The sequence below is a fragment of the Flagellimonas sediminis genome (assembly GCF_010500845.1).
Taxonomy (GTDB): Bacteria; Bacteroidota; Bacteroidia; order Flavobacteriales; family Flavobacteriaceae; genus Flagellimonas; species Flagellimonas sediminis.
This window is the reverse complement of the sequence record NZ_JAAAMI010000002.1, coordinates 134,337-153,849: the sequence shown is the minus strand read 5'-3', so window position 1 is coordinate 153,849 and position 19,513 is coordinate 134,337. Positions and strand designations below refer to the sequence as shown.

Here is a 19,513-nt window from a genome sequence, read left to right as displayed (position 1 = left end):
TTAGCTTTTATGCTTCAATTTTTTTTGCAAAACTACGCTTTTAGCTTGCATAACAAAAAGTTAAGTGTAATTGTTATTTTTCCTAATTAACCACGATATAAAAACTATGATCTAACTTTAACGGAGAGTTGTGATCCGTAACCCCTTTATTTGCAATGTATGCGCCATGTTAAAACTGTTCTAAATAGCCAAAACCCTATTTTTTATCTTTCTATATTTGGTTCAACCACTAAAAGACCAACCATGAAAAACCTTGGAGTCCATTTTCTGTTCATTGTGCTCATCAGCCTTAATTCTTTTGCCCAAAAACCTGATAAACCGACCTCTTCGGAAATCTACCACAATCTTCAAAAATTGAACTTTTTGGGCACGGCACTTTATGTGGCCGCACACCCTGATGATGAAAACACCAATCTGATTTCCTATCTCTCCAACCATGAACATGCACGCACAGTATATTTATCCATGACCCGCGGTGATGGGGGGCAGAATTTGATCGGATCCGAACTGCGCGAACTTTTAGGTGTTTTGCGGACGGAAGAGCTTTTAGCAGCGCGAGATGTGGATGGTGGTGAACAACGTTTTACAAGGGCCAATGATTTTGGCTTTTCCAAACATCCCAATGAAACCCTCAGAATTTGGGACAAAGATAAGGTGTTGAGTGATGTGGTTTGGGCCATTAGGAACATAAAACCCGATGTCATCATCAACCGTTTTGACCATCGTACACCGGGATCTACACATGGTCACCATACTTCTTCCGCCATTTTGAGCATGGAAGCCTTTGATCTGGCCAATGATGCATCGGCCTATCCCGAACAGTTGAAATCAACATCTCTTTGGCAGCCTAAAAGAGTTTTCTTCAACACTTCATGGTGGTTTTATGGCAGCCAGGAAAATTTCGAAAAAGCGGACAAGTCCAATTTGGTGAAAATGGATGTGGGCACTTATTATCCGGATTTGGGACTATCCAACAATGAGATTGCCGCCATGGCACGTAGCCAGCATCTTTGCCAAGGCTTTGGAAGAATGACAGAACGGGGCACTTCTGATGAGTACATTGAATTTTTAAAGGGGGACAAACCTGCCAACAATGACCTTTTTGCAGGAATCAATACTACCTGGTCACGTGTAAAAGGCGGTGAAGCCGTTGGAGAAATCTTATACAAAATTCAGGACAATTTTGATTTTAGAGATCCATCCAAACATATTCCCGATTTGGTGAGAGCTTATCAAATACTCCAAAAGGTAGAAGATGATCATTGGAGGACCCTTAAATCCAAGGAGCTTAAAAATCTTATTTTGGAATGTGCCGGGATATATTTGGAAGCCAGCGCAGAATCAGGGACCACAACTCCTGGCAGTACTGCCAAAATCCGATTTGAGGCCATAAATCGCAGCACCCAGAACATTGCTTTGAAGGAAATCGACATTATTGGCACTGCTTCAAAATTGACGCCCAATATTGGCTTGCACAACAATGAGGAAAAGAATTTTGAAATCAGTTTCACCGTTCCGGAAAACACCAATTACACCAGTCCGTATTGGTTGAACGAGCCAGGAACCTTGGGAACTTACACCGTGAACGACCAAAGTTTGATAGGTAAACCGGAAACGCCCGCTGCATTCATGGTACGATTTGTTTTAAATCTTTCCGGGGCAGAAATTGGATTCGACAAACCGGTAGTGCACCGGTTTTCAAAACCGGATAAAGGGGAATTGTATGAACCTTTTGCCGTTTTGCCCGAGGTCACCTCAAAAATTGATGAAAAGGTATTGATCTTTGCCACGGATGCCTTCAAAGATATTCAAGTTAAAGTAAGGGCTGGAAAGGACAATGTTTCTGGATCTGTCTCATTGGACCACCCTTCAGGTTGGACGGTATCCCCGGCAAACCTTTCCTTTAACATTCCACAAAAAGGTCAGGAAGCAACCGTCACATTTAAGGTTACGCCGCCCAATACGGACAGCGAAGGAACAATTTCCCCTATAATTACAGTTGGAAACAGAAGTTATGACAAGGAACTGGTGGAAATTAATTATGATCATGTACCAAAGCAATCCATTTTATTGCCTTCGGAGGCAAAAGTGGTTCGAATGGATATTCAAAAATCCGGTGAACACATTGCCTACATCATGGGAGCTGGGGATATGGTTCCCGAAAGTTTGAAGCAAATTGGGTATCAGGTTCATCTCATCGATCCCAACGATATCCAAAAGGGCTCCTTGGATAAATATGATGCAGTTGTGGTTGGAATAAGGGCCTATAATGTGGTTGACGCCCTTAAATTTAAGCAACCCCTCCTTTTTGATTATGTAAAGAATGGAGGGACCATGATCGTACAATACAACACCGCTGGAAGGTGGGCCGGCCAATTTGAAAATATTGCTCCGTACGACCTTACCTTATCAAGTGATAGGGTTACCGATGAAAACTCGGATGTAAAAATTGTATCTCCGGGCAATGCTTTAATGAACTATCCCAACAACATCCAAAAAAGTGATTTTGATGGCTGGGTACAGGAAAGAGGTCTTTATTTTCCAAAATCCTGGAGTCCAGAGTTTACCCCTGTTATTTCCATAGGTGATGAAGGAGAATCTCCCACTGAAGGGGGTCTTTTGGTGGCGCCATACGGAGAAGGTCATTATATTTACACCGGATTGAGCTTTTTCAGGGAACTTCCTGCCGGTGTTTCCGGAGCTTATAAGCTTTTTGCGAATATGCTGTCCATTGGAAAAAGTGAAGTAAAAAAAGAAAGTAATGTCAAAGGATAATATGGATACCAAAATGGAGTGGAAAAAGGAATACACGGTCGTGGTCCTTTTGAATGCCATTTATATTTTGATTTTTTACTTCATCATGTTACTAAATAACTAGAATCTTTAATGGCCTTATTAGATTGGATCATTCTTGGCAGTACACTATTGTTTATAGTAGCCTATGGCGTTTGGAAAACCCGTGGCAGCAAGGATGTTGATGATTACGTTCGCGGCGGCAACGACGTAAAATGGTGGACCATAGGTCTGTCCGTAATGGCCACACAGGCCAGTGCCATTACCTTTCTTTCCACACCTGGTCAGGCCTTCCATGATGGTATGGGGTTTGTTCAGTTTTATTTTGGACTCCCACTGGCCATGATCGTGATCTGTTTGATCTTCATTCCCATCTATAAAAAACTTAAAGTATTTACCGCCTATGAAATGCTGGAAGGACGTTTTGACCTGAAGACCCGTACCCTTACGGCCATCTTGTTCTTGGTACAGCGAGGCCTTGCAGCGGGCATTACTATTTTTGCACCGTCCATTATCCTTTCCGCCGTATTGGGATGGGACCTTCGCACTTTGAACGTTATTATTGGAATACTGGTAATCATTTATACTGTTTCAGGTGGAACGAAGGCGGTAAGTGTTACGCAAAAACAACAGATGTTCATCATCATGCTTGGTATGTTCTTTGCCTTTTTCTTTATCCTAGGGGCCTTGCCAACTGATATTTCCTTTGGAAAGGCATTGAAAATTGCCGGTGCCAATAACAAGCTCAACATTCTAGACTTTACGCTCGATACCAATAATCGTTATACCTTTTGGAGCGGTATTACGGGGGGATTCTTTTTGGCCCTTGCCTATTTTGGAACCGATCAGAGTCAAGTACAGCGTTATCTTTCCGGGACATCGGTTAGAGAAAGTCAATTGGCCCTGGTCTTCAATGGTATTTTTAAGATCCCGATGCAATTTTTCATCTTGTTGGTCGGGGCCATGGTATTTGTATTCTATCAATACAACACATCTCCATTAAATTTTAACCCTGCCGCCACCCAAGCCGTAATGAGCTCCGAATACGCTGATGAGTATGCAGCCCTGGAGGAGGATCATAAAAAAATCGAAATGGAAAAGCAGATTGCCCAACATGCATTTTCGGGGGCTTTGGAACTAAAAGAGTACAATGCCATAGAACAAGCCAAAAGGGACATCATCAAAGTAAACGAGAGGGAAAAAGCGAGTAGGGATGCAGCGAAGGAATTGATTGCCAAAGCCAATACCAAGGTTGAAACCAATGACAAAGACTATGTGTTCATCCACTTTATATTAAACAATCTACCCGTGGGGTTGATTGGGTTGTTATTGGCCGTAATTTTATCTGCTGCCATGTCTTCCACAGCATCGGAATTGAATGCCTTGGGGACGATTACCGCATTAGATCTTTATAAAAGAAACCAGAAAAAGGATCGCGACCCAAAACACTACCTTATGGCCACCAAGGGATTCACGCTATTATGGGGAGTGATTGCCATATGTATTGCCAACGTGGCCAACCTCTTTGATAATCTGATACAACTGGTCAATATCATCGGCTCTATATTTTATGGAAATGTATTGGGTATTTTCCTCCTTGCCTTCTTCTTCAAATTTGTAAGGGGAAATGCCGTTTTTGTGGCAGCAATCGTTACCCAGATCATAGTTGTCATTGGCTGGTATATGGACTGGATGTCCTATCTATGGCTCAATGCCTTCGGTTGCGTATTGGTCATCACGTTGGCTATCATCACCCAAGGGTTCGACAACTTTTTGGGAAATTCGCCTGTAGAGGTAGAAGAATAAAAAAGACCCACTTAAAAAGTGGGTCTTTCAAATTGCCTTTTAGGGATGGTTACATTTCTGCCCACTCTTGCAGTGAGTCCTTATTCATTTTTACATAATCTTGGTTACCAGCAGCTTGTGCAGCAGCCAAAGATCTTTTGGCAGCCTCAATGGCACTTTTTTTATCGCCCAATTTGGCATAGATCAAAGACTGGGTACGCATCATCCAATAGGCTTTGCCGCCATCCATTTCAACGGCTTTGTTCACCCATTCCTTGGCTTGCTCCATGTTCATTCCCTCACTGAAATAATAAGAACCTGCCGCGAAATAATCATTGGCAGTAAGACCTTCTGTTTTGGACATGGTCTCTGTAATACTCTTCACGGCTTTGTCAACAGTAGGCACCACAAACTTTACCCCAACATAGGTTTTTTCCCAAAGGATACCCAATGAAGCCCCGTTGTTATTGAGGTCGTCAATGGTAATGGTAAAGGTTTCGATATTTTCTGTCATTGGGTATGCTTCTACCTTAACAGTGGCGGCAACTTTGGAAGCATCCCATTCTTGTGGATTGCCCCAGTTTTCGGTGTCGGCGTAGAAGATTACTTCCCAAACGGCTTCACCAGGTCTAGTATACAGGGCATAAGTACCAGCTTTGAGTTCCTTACCCTCCACTACAACATCATCGCTAAAGGAAATGGTTGTATTCTTGTTTGCACCGGTTCTCCAAATGGCATCAAACGGAACAAGGTTTCCAAAAATTTCCCTTCCGTTCATAGATGGTCTGGAGTATTCCACCACCACATCGGTTAAACCAACTTTCTGCTCCAATCTTGAAAAAGGACTGGGAGCAGGCGTCTGTATCTGCGCCTGCAATGAGGCCGATAAAATTGCGATAAAAAATAAAAGTGAAAATTTTTTCATAGGAACAGTGTTTACAAATGTTTAGTCGAACAAAGCTAAAGATAAAGCATCCCTTCAATTGTTAAGAAAACCTTAAAAACGATTTCGCCCTGTTCCATTGGATAAGTCCTATTCGACATTTTTGTTTAATATATTAATAAATTCTTTAAACAATATTATCTTTGAAAAAAAATACGATGACTCTTTATCAACTCCATGCCAAACAAGTACTGCCAATATCCAAAACGGAGGCATGGCAATTTTTATCGGACCCCAAAAACCTGAAAACGATTACACCTGTACATATGGGCTTCGACATCCTTTCTGGTGCCGACAAGAAGATGTATCCAGGTCAAATTATCCAATATATGGTCAAACCTTTTCCCATGCTCAGTACTAAATGGGTTACCGAAATCACCCATGTTAAAGACGGGGAATATTTTGTAGATGAACAACGTTTCGGGCCCTATTCCCTTTGGCATCACAAGCATTTTTTGAAGGAAGTTCCCGGTGGAGTGGAAATGGAAGATATTATTGACTATAAATTACCTTTCGGGATAATTGGGTCTTTGACCCACCCTTTTTTGGTGAAAAAGCAATTGCAAAAAATCTTTGCATTCAGGGAACAGAAACTCAATGAACTATTTGGTAAAATAGATGGGGCCCAAAATGAATTGACCCTTAAGAAAATTGGAGGATGAAAAATATTTTGCTCATCGGTGGATCCCATGGCATAGGTCAGGATATTGCCACTAAATTATCTGAAAAAAATCAGGTATATGTTGCCAGTAGAACAATCGGAGGACTATCCGAAACCAATATAGCGCACATACCTTTCGATGTGCTTTCCGAAAACCTATCGGACAAAAATCTTCCTGAAAAAATCCATGGCTTTGTATATTGCCCGGGAAGTATAAATCTCAAACCTTTTCAGACAATGTCTGAAGAAATTTTTCGCAACGAAATGGAAATCAACTTCTTCGGTTTGGTCAAAACAGTGAAATCCGTGATCGGCAACATGGAAGAAGGTAGTAGTATGGTTTTTTTTAGCACGGTTGCCGTTTCAACCGGAATGCCATTTCATACCAGTGTTTCAGCGGCAAAAGGTGCCATTGAAGGTTTTGCGCGGGCATTGGCGGCCGAATATGCCCCAAAACTCAGGGTGAACGTTATTGCGCCTTCATTGGTAGATACTCCGCTCTCAGAACGTTTACTCAACAACGATAGGAAAAGGGAAATGATGGCCCAAAGACATCCATTGAAAAAAGTGGGTCTGGTTTCCGACGTAGCGAATGTGGCACTTTTCCTGTTGGATTCGGAAAATTCATGGATCACCGGGCAGGTAATCGGCATCGATGGAGGAATATCCACATTAAACATCAACTCATGAAGGAAACTGTTTCCATTTTTTGGTTCAGAAGAGATTTAAGGCTTGATGACAATGTCGGTTTGTACCAAGCTTTGACCTCAGAGCATCCCACACTACCCATATTTATTTTTGACAAGGAAATTCTGGGACAGCTACCCAAAAAGGATTCTAGGGTCAGTTTTATTCACGAAAAGATTCAATTCTTGCATCAAAAATTGGCCACCGATTTTGGAAGCGGATTGGCACAATTCCACGATACCCCGAAGCCCGTATTTGAAAAACTGATTCAAACGTATGACGTGAAGGCCGTCTTCACCAACCACGATTATGAGCCCTATGCCCAAGAACGGGACAAACACATCAAGGATCTATTGGAAAAATCGAACATAGCATTCAAGACTTTTAAGGATCAGGTCATCTTTGAAAAAAATGAAGTGGTCAAGGATGATGGCGACCCTTATGTGGTGTACACCCCTTACATGAAAAAATGGAAGGAAAATTTCAATCCTTCCATCCACTTGGTGAACTATGACACCCTTCCCCTACTTTCTAAAAAGTTGTTCAAAACCAAAGCATTACCTAAAATTTCGTTGAAAGAAATGGGTTTTGAACCCTCAGATATCAAGGTTCCTGATTATGTTGTTTCATCAGATCTGATAAAGAAATATGCTGAGACCAGGGATTATCCAGCCATTGAAAATGGGACTTCCCATTTGGGACCACACCTTCGGTTTGGAACAGTTTCCATTAGAAAAATGGTCAAAAAAGCCATTGCCGAAAAAAATGAAACCTTTTGGAACGAACTGATCTGGAGAGAATTTTTCATGCAAATCCTTTGGCACTTTCCAGATACGGTACATAAAGCATTTAAACCTAAGTATGACCACATTCAATGGAGAAACAATGAAGAAGAATTTGAACGTTGGAAATTAGGCCAAACTGGTTATGCTCTGGTAGATGCCGGTATGCGTGAGCTCAATAAAACAGGTTACATGCACAACCGCGTTCGTATGTTGGTGGCAAGTTTTTTGTGCAAGCACTTATTGATCGATTGGCGTTGGGGCGAAGCCTATTTTGCCGAAAAACTGTTGGATTACGAAATGGCCAGCAATGTGGGTAATTGGCAATGGGCAGCCGGTAGCGGTGTAGATGCGGCACCGTATTTCAGGATTTTTAACCCCATGACACAGGTGGAGAAATTCGATAAGAAACTTGATTATATCAATCATTGGGTCCCAGAACTTCAGGAACTCAACTATCCCGCTCCAATAGTAGATCATAAAATGGCCCGTGAACGCTGTTTAAAAGTGTACAAAGAGGCTGTGGGCTAAAGCATTTTCAGTAATTTTAGTACCTGCACTGTCCCCATGGATTCTCTTTCAGATTATTGGTGTCGTGCATATTTCTAACTAACTGTAAACCTTTAAAATGAAAAAAACCACAACCCTACTGCTTTTGGGATTGTTGTCACTCAATTTGGCAGCCCAAAAAATGACAAAGGACAAAAATGAAGTCGTTGCCTCAGTTGAAAAACACAAAGAAAACCTGATCCAACTGAGCGATTCTATTTGGGCGTTGGCCGAAACTGCGTTCGAAGAATCCATTTCCGCAGAATTATTGGCTAATTATGCCGAAAAAAATGGAATGACCGTTACCCGCGGGGTAGCCAATATTCCCACTGCATTTGTAGCCACGTATGGCTCCGGCAAACCGGTAATCAGTGTTTTGGGAGAGTTTGATGCCCTTCCCGGTCTTTCCCAAAATTCAGTCCCCAACAAAGACCCCCGTATTCCAGGTGCGCCAGGTCACGGTTGCGGACATAACATGTTCGGTGCAGCAAGTCTTGGTGCCGCTATCGCCATTAAAGAACAGATTGAAGCTGGTAAAATCAAGGGAACCGTGAAATTCTTCGGAACACCAGCCGAGGAAAAATTCTTTGGCAAAGTTTGGATGGTGGAAGCCGGTCTTTGGGACGATGTTGATGTGAACGTTAGCTGGCACCCATCTGCACAAATTGAAGCCGATGTACAAAGCGGACTATCCTTGGTTGACTTTATCGTGGAATTTTACGGACAGGCTGCCCATGCCTCCGCAGATCCCTGGAACGGACGCAGTGCCGCTGATGCCTTGGAACTTTACACCACAGGAATCAACTATTACAGGGAGCACATTATGCCAACATCACGAATCCATTATCATATACAGGATGGCGGACAGGTGGTCAACGTGGTTCCCGACTATGCCCGCTTATGGGTGAGGGTACGCGATCCTAAACGAAAAGTAATGCTTCCTACTTATGAAAGGGTAAAAGCCATGGCCGAAGGTGCCGCTATTATGGCCAACGTGGACTATAAGATTTCCTTGGTATCCGGTATTTACGAAACTTTGGTAAACCGTGCCGGAGGTGAGATCATGCAAAACAATTTGGAACTTTTGGGTCCCATTACCTATACCGAAGAAGAAACAGAATACGGAAAAGCCATTCAACGTGCCACCGGAAAACCCGAAGTGGGCATGGACGGCGAAGTACATGAATTCAAAAAAACTGAAGACCTACCTGGTGGTGGCTCTACCGATGTGGGTGATGTGAGTTGGAACGTACCCAATATCAATTTGGGTGTAACAGTGGCCCCGAAAGATACTCCATGGCACTCTTGGGCCGTGGTAGCTTGCGGTGGAATGAGCATTGGACACAAAGGAATGATCCATGCTTCAAAAGCTATGGGATTGACCATGTTCGACCTATTTAAAGATCCTAAATTGGTAGATAAGGTGAAGGAAGAATACAAAACCAGGAAAGGGGATGAAAAATATGAGGCGATGATCGATGGACCTCCTCCCATTCCCGGAAAATAATTTTATTGGATTGAGATAAGCCTGCTACATAGCGGGCTTTTTTCAATTATAGCCATACCTTTGATATATATCATTCCAAAATTTTGACCACAATGAACAACCCCGTCATTAAAATCTTTCCATTGAGTATGCCCTGGCAAACCCAAGATCCTTTTTTATTTTCCGTCTATCATTATGATCAGTACCCAAAGGGAAATGGTGAAATGGGTCCAGCACCGGAGTTGCTAAAGGGAAGAAACTTAGGCAACGATTTCAATCCATATGAAAAATGGCGGATGTACCACGGACAGACCATACCTGGATTTCCGTATCATCCGCACAGAGGTTTTGAAACGGTAACCATTGTGAACAAGGGTTTTTGTGATCATTCTGATTCGCTTGGAGCCGCAGGTCGGTTCGGTGAAGGGGATGTGCAATGGATGACCGCAGGTAGAGGGGTGCAACATTCTGAAATGTTTCCATTGTTGAAGGATGACCAAGATAATCCCTTAGAGCTTTTCCAGATATGGCTGAACCTACCAAAGGCCAGCAAGTTTGTGGAACCCCACTTTAAAATGTTATGGAATGAAGATATTCCCATAGTCACCGAAAGCAGGGCCCAGATCAAGGTGGTGTCGGGAAATTACAAATCAACAAAATCTATTGCCCCTGCCCCTGATTCTTGGGCCGCCGACCCTGATAATGAGGTAGTCATTTGGAACATTCATGTGGATGCAAATTCGGATTATGTTCTACCTGCGGCAAGTTCATCAGTAAACCGAACCCTTTATTTGTATGATGGCGAAACCATCCAAATGGGTGGGCAAACAATAACCAACAATCATGGTATCGTTTTGGATTCGTTGAAGGAAGTCAACATCAAAACAGGAAATAAAACAGCCCATTTTATTCTTTTACAAGGAAAGCCTATTAATGAACCGGTTGCCAAATATGGTCCATTTGTGATGAATACCGATTTGGAAATCCAGCAAGCCATGGAAGAATACCGACTCACCCAATTTGGTGGATGGCCTTGGCCCTATCCTGACCATGTGCATGAGAAGGATAGGGGTCGCTTTGCCCTTTATCCAGATGGTACCTTGGTGGAAAAATAACGTAACAAACTCATCGTGAAGAACAGGAATTGTATTCTTTTGCTTTTCATTCTTACAGGTTTTTACCTTGGTTACTCCCAGTCTGAGGAAAAAGCCATAACCTTGGAAACTGTTTCCGGAAAGATTGAAGGAAGCTTGCTTATTCCGCCAACCCCTGAAAACCCGCCAGTGGTACTTATCATTGCTGGGTCTGGTCCAACGGATCGGGATGGCAACAATCCTATCATGAAAAACAATTCCTTAAAAATGTTGGCAGAAGGTCTAGCAGAAAAAGGAATTGCATCCCTTCGATATGATAAAAGGGGTATTGGGGAAAGCAAGGTTGCAGGATTGGAAGAAAGCCAGCTTCGATTTGAGCACTACGTTGATGATGCCAAAGCTTGGGTTGCACTCCTTGCTGGAGAGCCGAAATTTTCCAAAATTATTGTGTTGGGTCATAGTGAAGGATCCTTGATCGGGATGATAACCTCACAAAACAAAGATGTAGCGAAATATATTTCCGTCGCGGGAGTTGCCGATCCTGCCGCTAAAACCTTAAAGGAGCAACTCAAGGCCCAACCTCCGTTTGTATTGGAACTTTCCAACCCAATTTTAGATCAATTGGAAATGGGCAAACAAGTCGATTCCGTTCCGCCAACGTTGTATTCCCTCTTCCGACCAAGTGTGCAACCTTACATGATTTCCTGGTTCCAATACGACCCTAAAACGGAATTGGCTAAGTTGCAAATCCCTATTTTAATTGTTCAAGGCACCACGGATATTCAGGTTGATGTTGCCAATGCAAACGCGTTATCCAAGGCTAATCAAAAAGCCAAATTGGAGATTATTGAAGGCATGAACCATATTCTAAAACCGGCACCTGCGGACCGAACGGCCAATATTGCAACCTATGGCATGCCCGAACTTCCCTTAATTGATGGGCTTTTAGAGCGCATTGCCTCCTTTATCAAATAAAGACCATTTCAGTTTTTCCATTTTTTTTCAAATAAAATTGCGTAGTCAAATAACTACATATATATTTGTAGCCATATAGCTTCATATTTTAAATTCCTTCATGATGAAAATAAGAAGAGATCCTTTCCAGGCCATTGCCGACCCAACACGCAGGGCCATATTGGTTCTGTTGGCCTCTCAGACCATGACCGCAGGCGCCATTGCTTCCAATTTTGATGTGGCAAGGCCCACCATTTCAAAACACCTCCAAATTTTGGGTGAATGTGATTTGGTGGCATCCACGCAACAGGGTCGTGAAATGATCTATAAACTAAAGGTTGACAAAATGAAAGAAATTGACCTTTGGTTGGAACAGTTCAAGAAAATTTGGGAAAATCGCTTCGATAACCTTGATGCCTATTTGGCAAAAATCCAAAACGAAAAGAAAAATAGAAAACACTAAAAACCGATCTTTAAGTATTTCAAGATTGCTCCAAGCCCCTGTAAAATTGGTTTGGGCAGTTTGGACCACCCCGGAACATATTGCACAATGGTGGGGACCCAATGGCTTTACCAACACCATCCAAACCATGGATGTTCAGGAGGGCGGCGAATGGAAACTTACCATGCACGGACCGGATGGAACCAATTTTCCCAACAGAAATGTGTACAAAGAAGTGGTTCCTTTCAAAAAAATTGTATTCGAGCATTATAATCCGCATTTTTTTACAACTGTAGAATTTGAAGCACTTGGGCAGACCACTAAAATGAAATGGAGCATGCTATTTGATACGGAAGAAATGCTTCAAACGGTTATCAAAGCCCATAAAGCGGACAAAGGCCTACAAGAAAATGTTGATAAACTTGAAACTTATCTATCCAACTTAAAATCCAATCCATGAAAACCAGCCTATTATTTGAATTCACTGCTGACAAAGTGAACAACAAGATTTTGATCAAACGAGAATTTAACGCCAATCAAGATATGGTATGGGATGCATTCACCAAACCTGAAATATTGGATATATGGTGGGCTCCAAAACCATTTATCTCCAAGACCAAGTCCATGGACTTTAAAGTAGGTGGAAGAAGACTCTATACCATGTGTGGCCCTAACGGAGAGGAATATTGGGATCTTGCGGATTATGTTTCCATATCACCTAAAACCAATTTTCAGTATGTGGATGGATTTTGCGATAGCGAAGGAAACATCAATACCGAAATCCCTCAATCCAAATGGAATGTTGATTTTATTAATCAAGGGGACTCTACACTTGTGGACATTACCATAACCTACGAAACATTGGCAGATCTGGAAAAAATTATAGAACTTGGCTTTAAGGAAGGATTTACCCTCGCCCTGAATAACTTGGACGGAATTTTTAAAAAATAACACAGTACCATGCAATCCATCACAATTGAAACCCTTGTTGCAGCCCCAACCGAAAAAGCTTGGGATTACTACACACTACCTGAACATATTACCCAATGGAATTTCGCCGATTCCGCTTGGCATTGTCCAACTGCTGAAAACGACCTTCGGGTCGGTGGTAAATACAAAGCCCGTATGGAAGCCAAGGATGGTAGTTTCGGTTTCGATTTTGAAGCCACTTACACCGATGTGGAAACCCACAAGAAAATCGGTTATGTGCTAGAAGATGGCAGAAAAGTAGAAATATTGTTTCAACCCGAAGATGAATCCACCCATGTAAAAGTCATCTTCGACACTGAAGATCAAAATTCCTTGGAACTTCAGAAAAATGGCTGGCAAGCCATTTTGGACAACTATGCCCGATACACGGAATCCAATTAGTTATACCCGAACGATTTTGGCCCCAATGGCTCTCAAGCGTTCATCGATATTTTCGTAACCGCGATCAATTTGCTCGATATTATGTATCGTTGATGTTCCTTTGGCCGAAAGCGCAGCGATCAACAAGCTCACTCCTGCCCTAATATCCGGCGACACCATGGTGGTGGCCTTTAATGTTGATTTAAAGTCGTGACCGATCACAGTAGCTCTGTGTGGATCACAAAGAATGATCTTGGCCCCCATATCAATGAGTTTGTCCACGAAGAACAAACGGCTCTCGAACATTTTCTGGTGAATGAGCACCTCGCCTTTGGCCTGGGTAGCCACAACAAGAATGATACTCAACAGATCCGGGGTCAATCCGGGCCATGGCGCATCGGCAATGGTCAAAATGGAACCATCTATAAAATTTTGAATTTGATATCCTTTATCGTGTTTGGGTATAAAAATATCGTCATCCTTCTTTTCGATGGTAATCCCCAACTTTCGGAATACCGTGGGAATCTGTCCCAGATCGTTCCAACTCACATTTTTGATGGTAAGTTCGCTCTGGGTCATGGCCGCCAATCCGATCCAAGAACCGATCTCGATCATATCTGGCAACATAGTATGTTCGGTACCTCCCAATTTATCAACCCCTTCAATGGTCAATAAGTTGGAACCGATTCCTGTGATGTTGGCACCCATACGGTTCAACATTTTGCACAATTGCTGTAGATATGGTTCACAAGCTGCATTGTAGATAGTGGTGGTACCTTCGGCAAGCACGGCGGCCATCACAATATTGGCAGTCCCAGTTACCGAGGCTTCGTCCAAAAGCATGTAAGTGCCTTTCAGCTTTTGGGCTTCTACTCCGTAAAAATGCTCCTCTTTGTTATATCGGAACTTGGCCCCCAATTTTATAAATCCTTCAAAATGGGTATCCAAACGTCTCCGTCCAATCTTATCGCCACCAGGTTTGGGTATATATCCCTTTCCAAATCTAGCCAACAGTGGCCCAACCAACATGATCGATCCCCTAAGGGCCCTGCCATCTTCCTTAAACTGTGACGATTGCAGATAATCAAGATTTACATCATCGGCCATAAAGGTATAGGAACCCTTACCTTTCTTCTGGATTTTAACGCCAAGATCTTCCAAGAGGGCGATCAGTTTATTGACGTCTACAATGTCCGGGATGTTATTGATGGTAATTTTTTCTTCGGAAAGCAATACGGCGCAAAGAATTTGAAGTGCTTCATTTTTTGCTCCTTGTGGGGTTATTTCACCGTGTAATTGATGACCACCCTCTATTCGAAATGTACCCATGTATTCCTTTGGCGTTTAAAATCTTTTCTTGCGGCTTCTCTGCCCCCCTTTTTTATTGGTTCCGTTTCTGTTGGATTTGGCCTGTCTGTTTTTAAGGAACTGATTACTTTCTGTCAAGTTTTCGCCATCCCTTGCCAAATCGATCTGTCCATCGCTCATATCCTTCAAATGCTCAAAAATGGCAGTATCCTCCACGGTATCCTTGTTCCAGGTCAGATAACATTTTTTCATGTGGTTGGCAATGGCATATTCCAATCCGGAACGCATATCGCCTTTTTCCCATTTAACGGCCACATCGATCATGCGTTTGATATTGTTTCCGTAAAAACGATATTTCGGATGGTTTTGCGGGTATTTCAATGGCTCTGGACGCTGTTGTAAAACTTCCTTTGAAGTTATGGGGAATGGGGAATCCACATCCAGTTTAAAATCGGCCATGATGAACAACTGATCCCATAATTTATGCTGAAAATCAGGCACATCACGAAGGTGTGGTTGAAGATTGCCCATCACGCTGATAATGGCCTTGGCTTCCTTGTTTCGCTCTTCACGATCCGCAATGGCCACAGCGTGGTCCACCATCTTCTGAAAATGGCGGCCGTATTCCGGAATGAAAAGTTTTGGACGTTCAGTATTGTACTCTAGGTTTTCTACTAAATTCAATTTAAAATATTTAGAAAATTAATAATGGGAAGTCTCTATCCGATAACGTCCGCAAAATAATAAAATTATGGCAAAGTCCCCCGTTATAAGGAAATTACGCCTTCCACGATAGCCACTTCTTTATATTTGGCGATCACTTCATCGGGATCCTTCAAGTTCACTGTGATGGAAAGACTGGTGTAAGTTCCCTTTTTAGATTGCTTGGACTCGATAACTGCCCCTGTATTGTTAAAAATATCATGGATCTGGGCAATGCGCTCCTCATCGGTAGGAACAATAAATTTATAAAGATAATCAGAGGGCCATACGGTGTTTTCCAAGAGTTGTTCCCTCAATCTTTCATAAAATTCATCCGTGCTATCCTTCTCCATGCCCTTATTTTTTACAAATATAGGGTTTACCCAACAATTTTTTTTCCTTAGGGCTATTTCATTACTTTGTAGCCTTAAATTATTGCGCTTGGGCAAGAACAAGGTTGTAATCACTGGTGCACCGGGAACCGGAAAGACTTCCATCGTAAACGGATTGGAGCAAAAGGGATTCCATTGCTTCCACGAAATCATTCGCGACATGACCTCCAAAGCCAAGAAAGAGGGAAATTCCAATGATTTTGTGAGCAATCCCTTGGTTTTTGTGGAAGATGCCCATCAGTTCAACATGGATCTACTACTTGGTAGAACGGCCCATTACAAGCAATCACTGAAGACCAATGTGCCCATCAGTTTTTTTGATCGTGGTATTCCTGATGTATTGGCCTATATGGATTTCTTTGGACAGGCTTATGACGAAGAATTTATGGCGTACTGCGAGATTCATCGCTACGATTCCGTGTTCATTGTTCCACCATGGAAAGAAATTTATATTTCGGACAACGAAAGACTGGAGTCTTTTGAAGAAGCAGAAAAAATACATTTGGCCTTGATGGCCACCTACTCCCAATTTGGCTATGACCCCATTGAAGTGCCAAAAGATGAAGTCCACAAGCGGATTGATTTTATTTTGGAAATACTTAAAAACATTTAGTGCAAAAAGATACCAAAGTCATTTTACAGGAATACTGGGGCCACAACAACTTTAGGGGTTCCCAGCAAACTATCATTGACTCCGTTCTTTCTGGAAAGGATGTGTTGGCCTTGATGCCGACAGGAGGAGGTAAATCCATTTGTTATCAGGTGCCCGCCATGGCCAAAGAAGGGCTCTGTATTGTGGTTTCTCCTTTAGTGGCGTTAATCCAGGACCAGGTGGCACAATTAAAAAGGAAAGGAGTTAAGGCCATTGCATTGACGGGGGGCATCCCTTTTGGGGAACTTAATGACCTTTTGGACAATTGCCTGTTCGGCAACTATAAATTTCTATACCTATCACCCGAAAGGTTACAACAAAGTTTGGTTCAGGAGCGAATCCAGGAAATGGACGTGAACCTGATCGCCATAGATGAGGCACATTGTATCTCCCAATGGGGCAACGATTTTAGACCGGCCTATTTAAGTTGTTCCATTCTGAGGGAATTATTGCCGAACATTCCCATGATTGCCCTTACAGCAACAGCAACTCCAAGGGTCGTTGATGATATTCTGGAGAACCTGAAACTGGATAATGCCCTTATTTTCAAGGACTCCTTCACTCGCCCCAATATTATCTTTCGGGCTAAACGCACCGAAGACAAGCTGTTTCAACTCAAAAAATATGTGGGCAAGATTTCAGGAAGCACCATTGTTTATGTACGCTCCCGAAAAATGTCCGTTTCCATTTCCAAGTTTTTGAACGAGAATGGATTTTCGGCCACTTTTTTTCACGGGGGAATGACCAAATCCGAAAAGTCGGAAAAACTCAATCTTTGGTTGAACGGGGATATTCGCATCATTGTGGCCACCAATGCCTTTGGGATGGGAGTGGACAAACCCGATGTGCGTTTGGTCATCCATTATCAAATTCCGGATAGTTTGGAAAGCTATTACCAAGAGGCCGGAAGAGCCGGAAGGGATGGCCAACCTTCCATAGCAATAATGTTGACATCCATGGAAGACAAACAGCGTGCGGAACAACAATTTTTGTCCTCATTACCCGATGTGTCCTTCGTAAAAAAAATCTACTCCAACTTGAACAACTACTTCCAGATCTCATATGGCGAATGGGTAGAGGAACCGTTATCCCTCCAATTCAATGAGTTTTGTAAACGGTATGAACTGGAACCCAATCTGGCCTTCAATGCATTGCGTACGTTGGACCAGAACTCCGTGCTGACCATTTCGGAGAATTTCAAGGAAAAGAACATCCTCAAATTTGTGGCCTCCAAAACAGCTATCTTTGAATATTTAGATCGAAACCGCACCGCTGCCCCTATTATACAGACCATTTTACGAACGTATGGTGGTATTACGGACTACGATACCAAAATTGACCTTCACTTATTATCAAAAAAAACAGGAATTGGCGAAGGCAAACTAAAAAAGCTTTTGGTTCAGTTGATGGAAGATGGCATGGTTGAATACCAACATAGCACCAGTGATCTTGAAATTACATTTTTGGCTCCTAGGGAAGATGACCACACGATCAACCCTTTTGCCAAAAAAATAAAGGACTTCAACAATATCAAACAGAGTAATATGGCAGCCATGCTTGGGTATGTGGATAATACAACCCAATGCCGCAGTATTTATCTGATGCATTATTTTGGTGAAAAATCAGTGGAAAAATGCGGTACATGCGATATTTGCACCAAGAATTCCAAAAAGGCATCCCATCTTAACCTGGGAGAAAAAATTTTGGAACTCCTGACACTTGCCCCGCACACCTCCAGACAATTGGAAAAGATTACAGGGGCCGATGAGAAGGAACTTTTAAAAACCCTACAGGGATTGCTCGAGGATGAAGCGATCGCTCTAAATTTCAGGAATGAATACATCAAAAAATAGTCCGCTACGAATTGTGTTTATGGGAACCCCAGACTTTGCGGTTGGCAGTCTAAAACATATTTTGGAAGCTGGCCTAAAAGTGGTCGGAGTAATCACGGCACCGGACCGCCCAGCAGGGCGTGGACAAAAACTTCAGGAATCCGCGGTAAAACAGTTTGCCCGACAGCAGCATTTAAAAGTGTTGCAGCCTACCAACCTTAAGGACCAGGATTTCTTAGAGGAATTGGAAGCCCTGCGACCCGACCTTCAGGTAGTGGTCGCATTTAGAATGTTGCCCAAAGAAGTTTGGCAAATACCCGAATATGGCACTTTTAACCTCCATGCCTCCCTCCTTCCCCAATATCGAGGGGCGGCCCCTATCAATTGGGCCATCATCAATGGGGAAACAGAAACAGGGGTCACTACCTTTTTTATAGATGAAAAAATAGATACCGGGAACATCATCCTTCAGCGAACGGAAAAAATATTTCTAGAGGACAATGTAGGCGACCTACATGATAGGTTGATGGAAACAGGAGCCAAATTAGTGGTGGAAACCTGTAAACTAATTGAGAAAGGTTCCGTAGAGCTTAAAGCACAAAAGGAAAGCGATGATCTAAAACCGGCGCCAAAAATACATAAGGAAACCTGCGAGATCAACTGGAATATCCCCATTAAGGCTATTTATGACCATATTCGCGGCCTAAGTCCTTACCCAGGTGCATGGACCACCTTGATCCAAGGGGACAAGGAGGAACCTATTAAAATATTTGCCGCTCAAATGGAAAACGGGAACCACAACTATAACGTTGGAACACTGGTAGTGGACAAAAAATCCATCAAAGTGGCTGTCAAAAATGGCTTCATCATGCTTTTGGAATTACAACTACCCGGTAAACGCAGGATGAAAGTGAACGAGGTTTTGAACGGATTAAAGTTGGAGGAAGGTGCCTATCTTCGCTAAGCCTTGCTATGAGTGGGCTGGCAATACCTTGTCATTTTTTTCCGACTTTATCAACAAACGTTTGAAGTTATCAACAAAAAGCCCGATTTCACTAGGTTTTACTTGTGTTACTGGCAAATCCGTATAAATTTGTTCAG

The 19,513-nt window shown here is 42.6% G+C and carries 19 protein-coding genes; 15 read left to right on the top strand and 4 right to left on the bottom strand.

All coding sequences use genetic code 11. The features are described from left to right. The first annotated feature begins 243 nt into the window (after nt 1-243). Together GTK07_RS05245 and GTK07_RS05240 are read left to right on the top strand one after the other, a co-directional pair. Nucleotides 244-2,775 (top strand): PIG-L family deacetylase, encoded by a 2,532-nt coding sequence (locus GTK07_RS05245; protein WP_163633752.1) that lies wholly within the window; start codon nt 244-246, stop codon nt 2,773-2,775. Between the two features lie 111 nt (nt 2,776-2,886). Next, nucleotides 2,887-4,599 carry a sodium:solute symporter family protein gene (locus tag GTK07_RS05240; RefSeq protein ID WP_163633749.1) on the top strand — a complete coding sequence of 571 codons (1,713 nt, stop codon included), beginning with the start codon at nt 2,887-2,889 and terminating at the stop codon, nt 4,597-4,599. A gap of 49 nt (nt 4,600-4,648) precedes the next feature. On the opposite strand, the gene GTK07_RS05235 is transcribed toward GTK07_RS05240, so the two are convergent. Beyond that, nucleotides 4,649-5,503: a DUF2911 domain-containing protein gene (locus GTK07_RS05235; RefSeq protein WP_163633747.1), complete on the bottom strand. Its 855-nt coding sequence runs from the start codon at nt 5,501-5,503 to the stop codon at nt 4,649-4,651. A gap of 176 nt (nt 5,504-5,679) precedes the next feature. Between GTK07_RS05235 and GTK07_RS05230 the strand changes: the two genes are divergently transcribed. The 10 genes from GTK07_RS05230 to GTK07_RS05185 all read left to right on the top strand — a co-directional run bounded on the left by GTK07_RS05230 (nt 5,680) and on the right by GTK07_RS05185 (nt 13,547). Next, nucleotides 5,680-6,183 carry an SRPBCC family protein gene (locus GTK07_RS05230; RefSeq protein WP_163634397.1) on the top strand — a complete coding sequence of 168 codons (504 nt, stop codon included), beginning with the start codon at nt 5,680-5,682 and terminating at the stop codon, nt 6,181-6,183. Further along, nucleotides 6,180-6,872, top strand: a complete 693-nt coding sequence (locus tag GTK07_RS05225; RefSeq protein WP_163633745.1) for an SDR family NAD(P)-dependent oxidoreductase — start codon at nt 6,180-6,182, stop codon at nt 6,870-6,872. Before GTK07_RS05230 ends, GTK07_RS05225 begins: the two co-directional genes overlap by 4 nt. Then, the gene (locus GTK07_RS05220) at nt 6,869-8,182 is read left to right on the top strand and encodes a cryptochrome/photolyase family protein (RefSeq protein WP_163633743.1); all 1,314 of its coding nucleotides are present in this window, start codon (nt 6,869-6,871) and stop codon (nt 8,180-8,182) included. The genes GTK07_RS05225 and GTK07_RS05220 overlap by 4 nt, the downstream gene beginning before the upstream one ends. A gap of 97 nt (nt 8,183-8,279) precedes the next feature. Further along, a complete protein-coding gene (locus GTK07_RS05215) occupies nt 8,280-9,707 on the top strand; it encodes an amidohydrolase (RefSeq protein WP_163633741.1) in 1,428 nt (475 codons plus the stop codon). Nucleotides 9,708-9,799: 92 nt separating this feature from the next. Further along, on the top strand, nt 9,800-10,801 hold the full coding sequence (locus GTK07_RS05210) for a pirin family protein (protein WP_163633739.1): 1,002 nt from the start codon (nt 9,800-9,802) through the stop codon (nt 10,799-10,801). A gap of 15 nt (nt 10,802-10,816) precedes the next feature. Next, entirely contained in the window at nt 10,817-11,755 is a 939-nt protein-coding gene (locus GTK07_RS05205; protein WP_203583736.1) for an alpha/beta hydrolase, read from the top strand. A 103-nt stretch (nt 11,756-11,858) separates the two neighbouring features. Further along, on the top strand, nt 11,859-12,197 hold the full coding sequence (locus tag GTK07_RS05200) for a metalloregulator ArsR/SmtB family transcription factor (protein WP_163634393.1): 339 nt from the start codon (nt 11,859-11,861) through the stop codon (nt 12,195-12,197). Next, a complete protein-coding gene (locus GTK07_RS05195) occupies nt 12,148-12,636 on the top strand; it encodes an SRPBCC family protein (RefSeq protein WP_163633737.1) in 489 nt (162 codons plus the stop codon). The genes GTK07_RS05200 and GTK07_RS05195 overlap by 50 nt, the downstream gene beginning before the upstream one ends. Further along, nucleotides 12,633-13,127 (top strand): SRPBCC family protein, encoded by a 495-nt coding sequence (locus GTK07_RS05190; RefSeq protein ID WP_163633735.1) that lies wholly within the window; start codon nt 12,633-12,635, stop codon nt 13,125-13,127. Before GTK07_RS05195 ends, GTK07_RS05190 begins: the two co-directional genes overlap by 4 nt. A 9-nt stretch (nt 13,128-13,136) precedes the next feature. After that, complete coding sequence (locus GTK07_RS05185) at nt 13,137-13,547, top strand: SRPBCC family protein (protein WP_163633733.1); 411 nt, start codon at nt 13,137-13,139, stop codon at nt 13,545-13,547. On the opposite strand, the gene murA is transcribed toward GTK07_RS05185, so the two are convergent. The 3 genes from murA to GTK07_RS05170 form a co-directional block, all read right to left on the bottom strand. Further along, nucleotides 13,548-14,855: a UDP-N-acetylglucosamine 1-carboxyvinyltransferase gene (murA, locus tag GTK07_RS05180; RefSeq protein WP_163633731.1), complete on the bottom strand. Its 1,308-nt coding sequence runs from the start codon at nt 14,853-14,855 to the stop codon at nt 13,548-13,550. It lies immediately after the preceding gene. Nucleotides 14,856-14,870: 15 nt separating this feature from the next. Then, nucleotides 14,871-15,518: a DUF4290 domain-containing protein gene (locus GTK07_RS05175; RefSeq protein WP_163633729.1), complete on the bottom strand. Its 648-nt coding sequence runs from the start codon at nt 15,516-15,518 to the stop codon at nt 14,871-14,873. 83 nt (nt 15,519-15,601) lie between these two features. After that, nucleotides 15,602-15,889 carry a DUF493 family protein gene (locus GTK07_RS05170; protein ID WP_163633727.1) on the bottom strand — a complete coding sequence of 96 codons (288 nt, stop codon included), beginning with the start codon at nt 15,887-15,889 and terminating at the stop codon, nt 15,602-15,604. An 88-nt stretch (nt 15,890-15,977) separates the two neighbouring features. Here GTK07_RS05170 and GTK07_RS05165 point away from each other — a divergent pair, with 88 nt between their 5' ends. Genes GTK07_RS05165 through fmt form a run of 3 tightly spaced genes read left to right on the top strand, consistent with a single transcriptional unit; the run spans nt 15,978 to nt 19,376 of the window. Then, nucleotides 15,978-16,541 (top strand): AAA family ATPase, encoded by a 564-nt coding sequence (locus tag GTK07_RS05165; RefSeq protein WP_163633725.1) that lies wholly within the window; start codon nt 15,978-15,980, stop codon nt 16,539-16,541. Next, a complete protein-coding gene (locus GTK07_RS05160; RefSeq protein ID WP_163633723.1) occupies nt 16,541-18,433 on the top strand; it encodes a RecQ family ATP-dependent DNA helicase in 1,893 nt (630 codons plus the stop codon). The genes GTK07_RS05165 and GTK07_RS05160 overlap by 1 nt, the downstream gene beginning before the upstream one ends. Further along, on the top strand, nt 18,414-19,376 hold the full coding sequence (fmt, locus tag GTK07_RS05155; protein ID WP_163633721.1) for a methionyl-tRNA formyltransferase: 963 nt from the start codon (nt 18,414-18,416) through the stop codon (nt 19,374-19,376). The genes GTK07_RS05160 and fmt overlap by 20 nt, the downstream gene beginning before the upstream one ends. The last annotated feature ends 137 nt before the right edge of the window (nt 19,377-19,513 follow it).

Coding starts and splice junctions, on each gene's coding strand:
- GTK07_RS05210 (WP_163633739.1), top strand. CDS start 9,800: ATGAACAACCCCGTCATTAAAATCTTTCCATTGAGTATGCCCTGGCAA.
- GTK07_RS05235 (WP_163633747.1), bottom strand. CDS start 5,503: ATGAAAAAATTTTCACTTTTATTTTTTATCGCAATTTTATCGGCCTCA.
- GTK07_RS05170 (WP_163633727.1), bottom strand. CDS start 15,889: ATGGAGAAGGATAGCACGGATGAATTTTATGAAAGATTGAGGGAACAA.
- GTK07_RS05195 (WP_163633737.1), top strand. CDS start 12,148: ATGCCTATTTGGCAAAAATCCAAAACGAAAAGAAAAATAGAAAACACT.
- fmt (WP_163633721.1), top strand. CDS start 18,414: ATGAATACATCAAAAAATAGTCCGCTACGAATTGTGTTTATGGGAACC.
- GTK07_RS05240 (WP_163633749.1), top strand. CDS start 2,887: ATGGCCTTATTAGATTGGATCATTCTTGGCAGTACACTATTGTTTATA.
- GTK07_RS05230 (WP_163634397.1), top strand. CDS start 5,680: ATGACTCTTTATCAACTCCATGCCAAACAAGTACTGCCAATATCCAAA.
- GTK07_RS05220 (WP_163633743.1), top strand. CDS start 6,869: ATGAAGGAAACTGTTTCCATTTTTTGGTTCAGAAGAGATTTAAGGCTT.
- murA (WP_163633731.1), bottom strand. CDS start 14,855: ATGGGTACATTTCGAATAGAGGGTGGTCATCAATTACACGGTGAAATA.
- GTK07_RS05225 (WP_163633745.1), top strand. CDS start 6,180: ATGAAAAATATTTTGCTCATCGGTGGATCCCATGGCATAGGTCAGGAT.
- GTK07_RS05215 (WP_163633741.1), top strand. CDS start 8,280: ATGAAAAAAACCACAACCCTACTGCTTTTGGGATTGTTGTCACTCAAT.
- GTK07_RS05200 (WP_163634393.1), top strand. CDS start 11,859: ATGAAAATAAGAAGAGATCCTTTCCAGGCCATTGCCGACCCAACACGC.
- GTK07_RS05185 (WP_163633733.1), top strand. CDS start 13,137: ATGCAATCCATCACAATTGAAACCCTTGTTGCAGCCCCAACCGAAAAA.
- GTK07_RS05190 (WP_163633735.1), top strand. CDS start 12,633: ATGAAAACCAGCCTATTATTTGAATTCACTGCTGACAAAGTGAACAAC.
- GTK07_RS05245 (WP_163633752.1), top strand. CDS start 244: ATGAAAAACCTTGGAGTCCATTTTCTGTTCATTGTGCTCATCAGCCTT.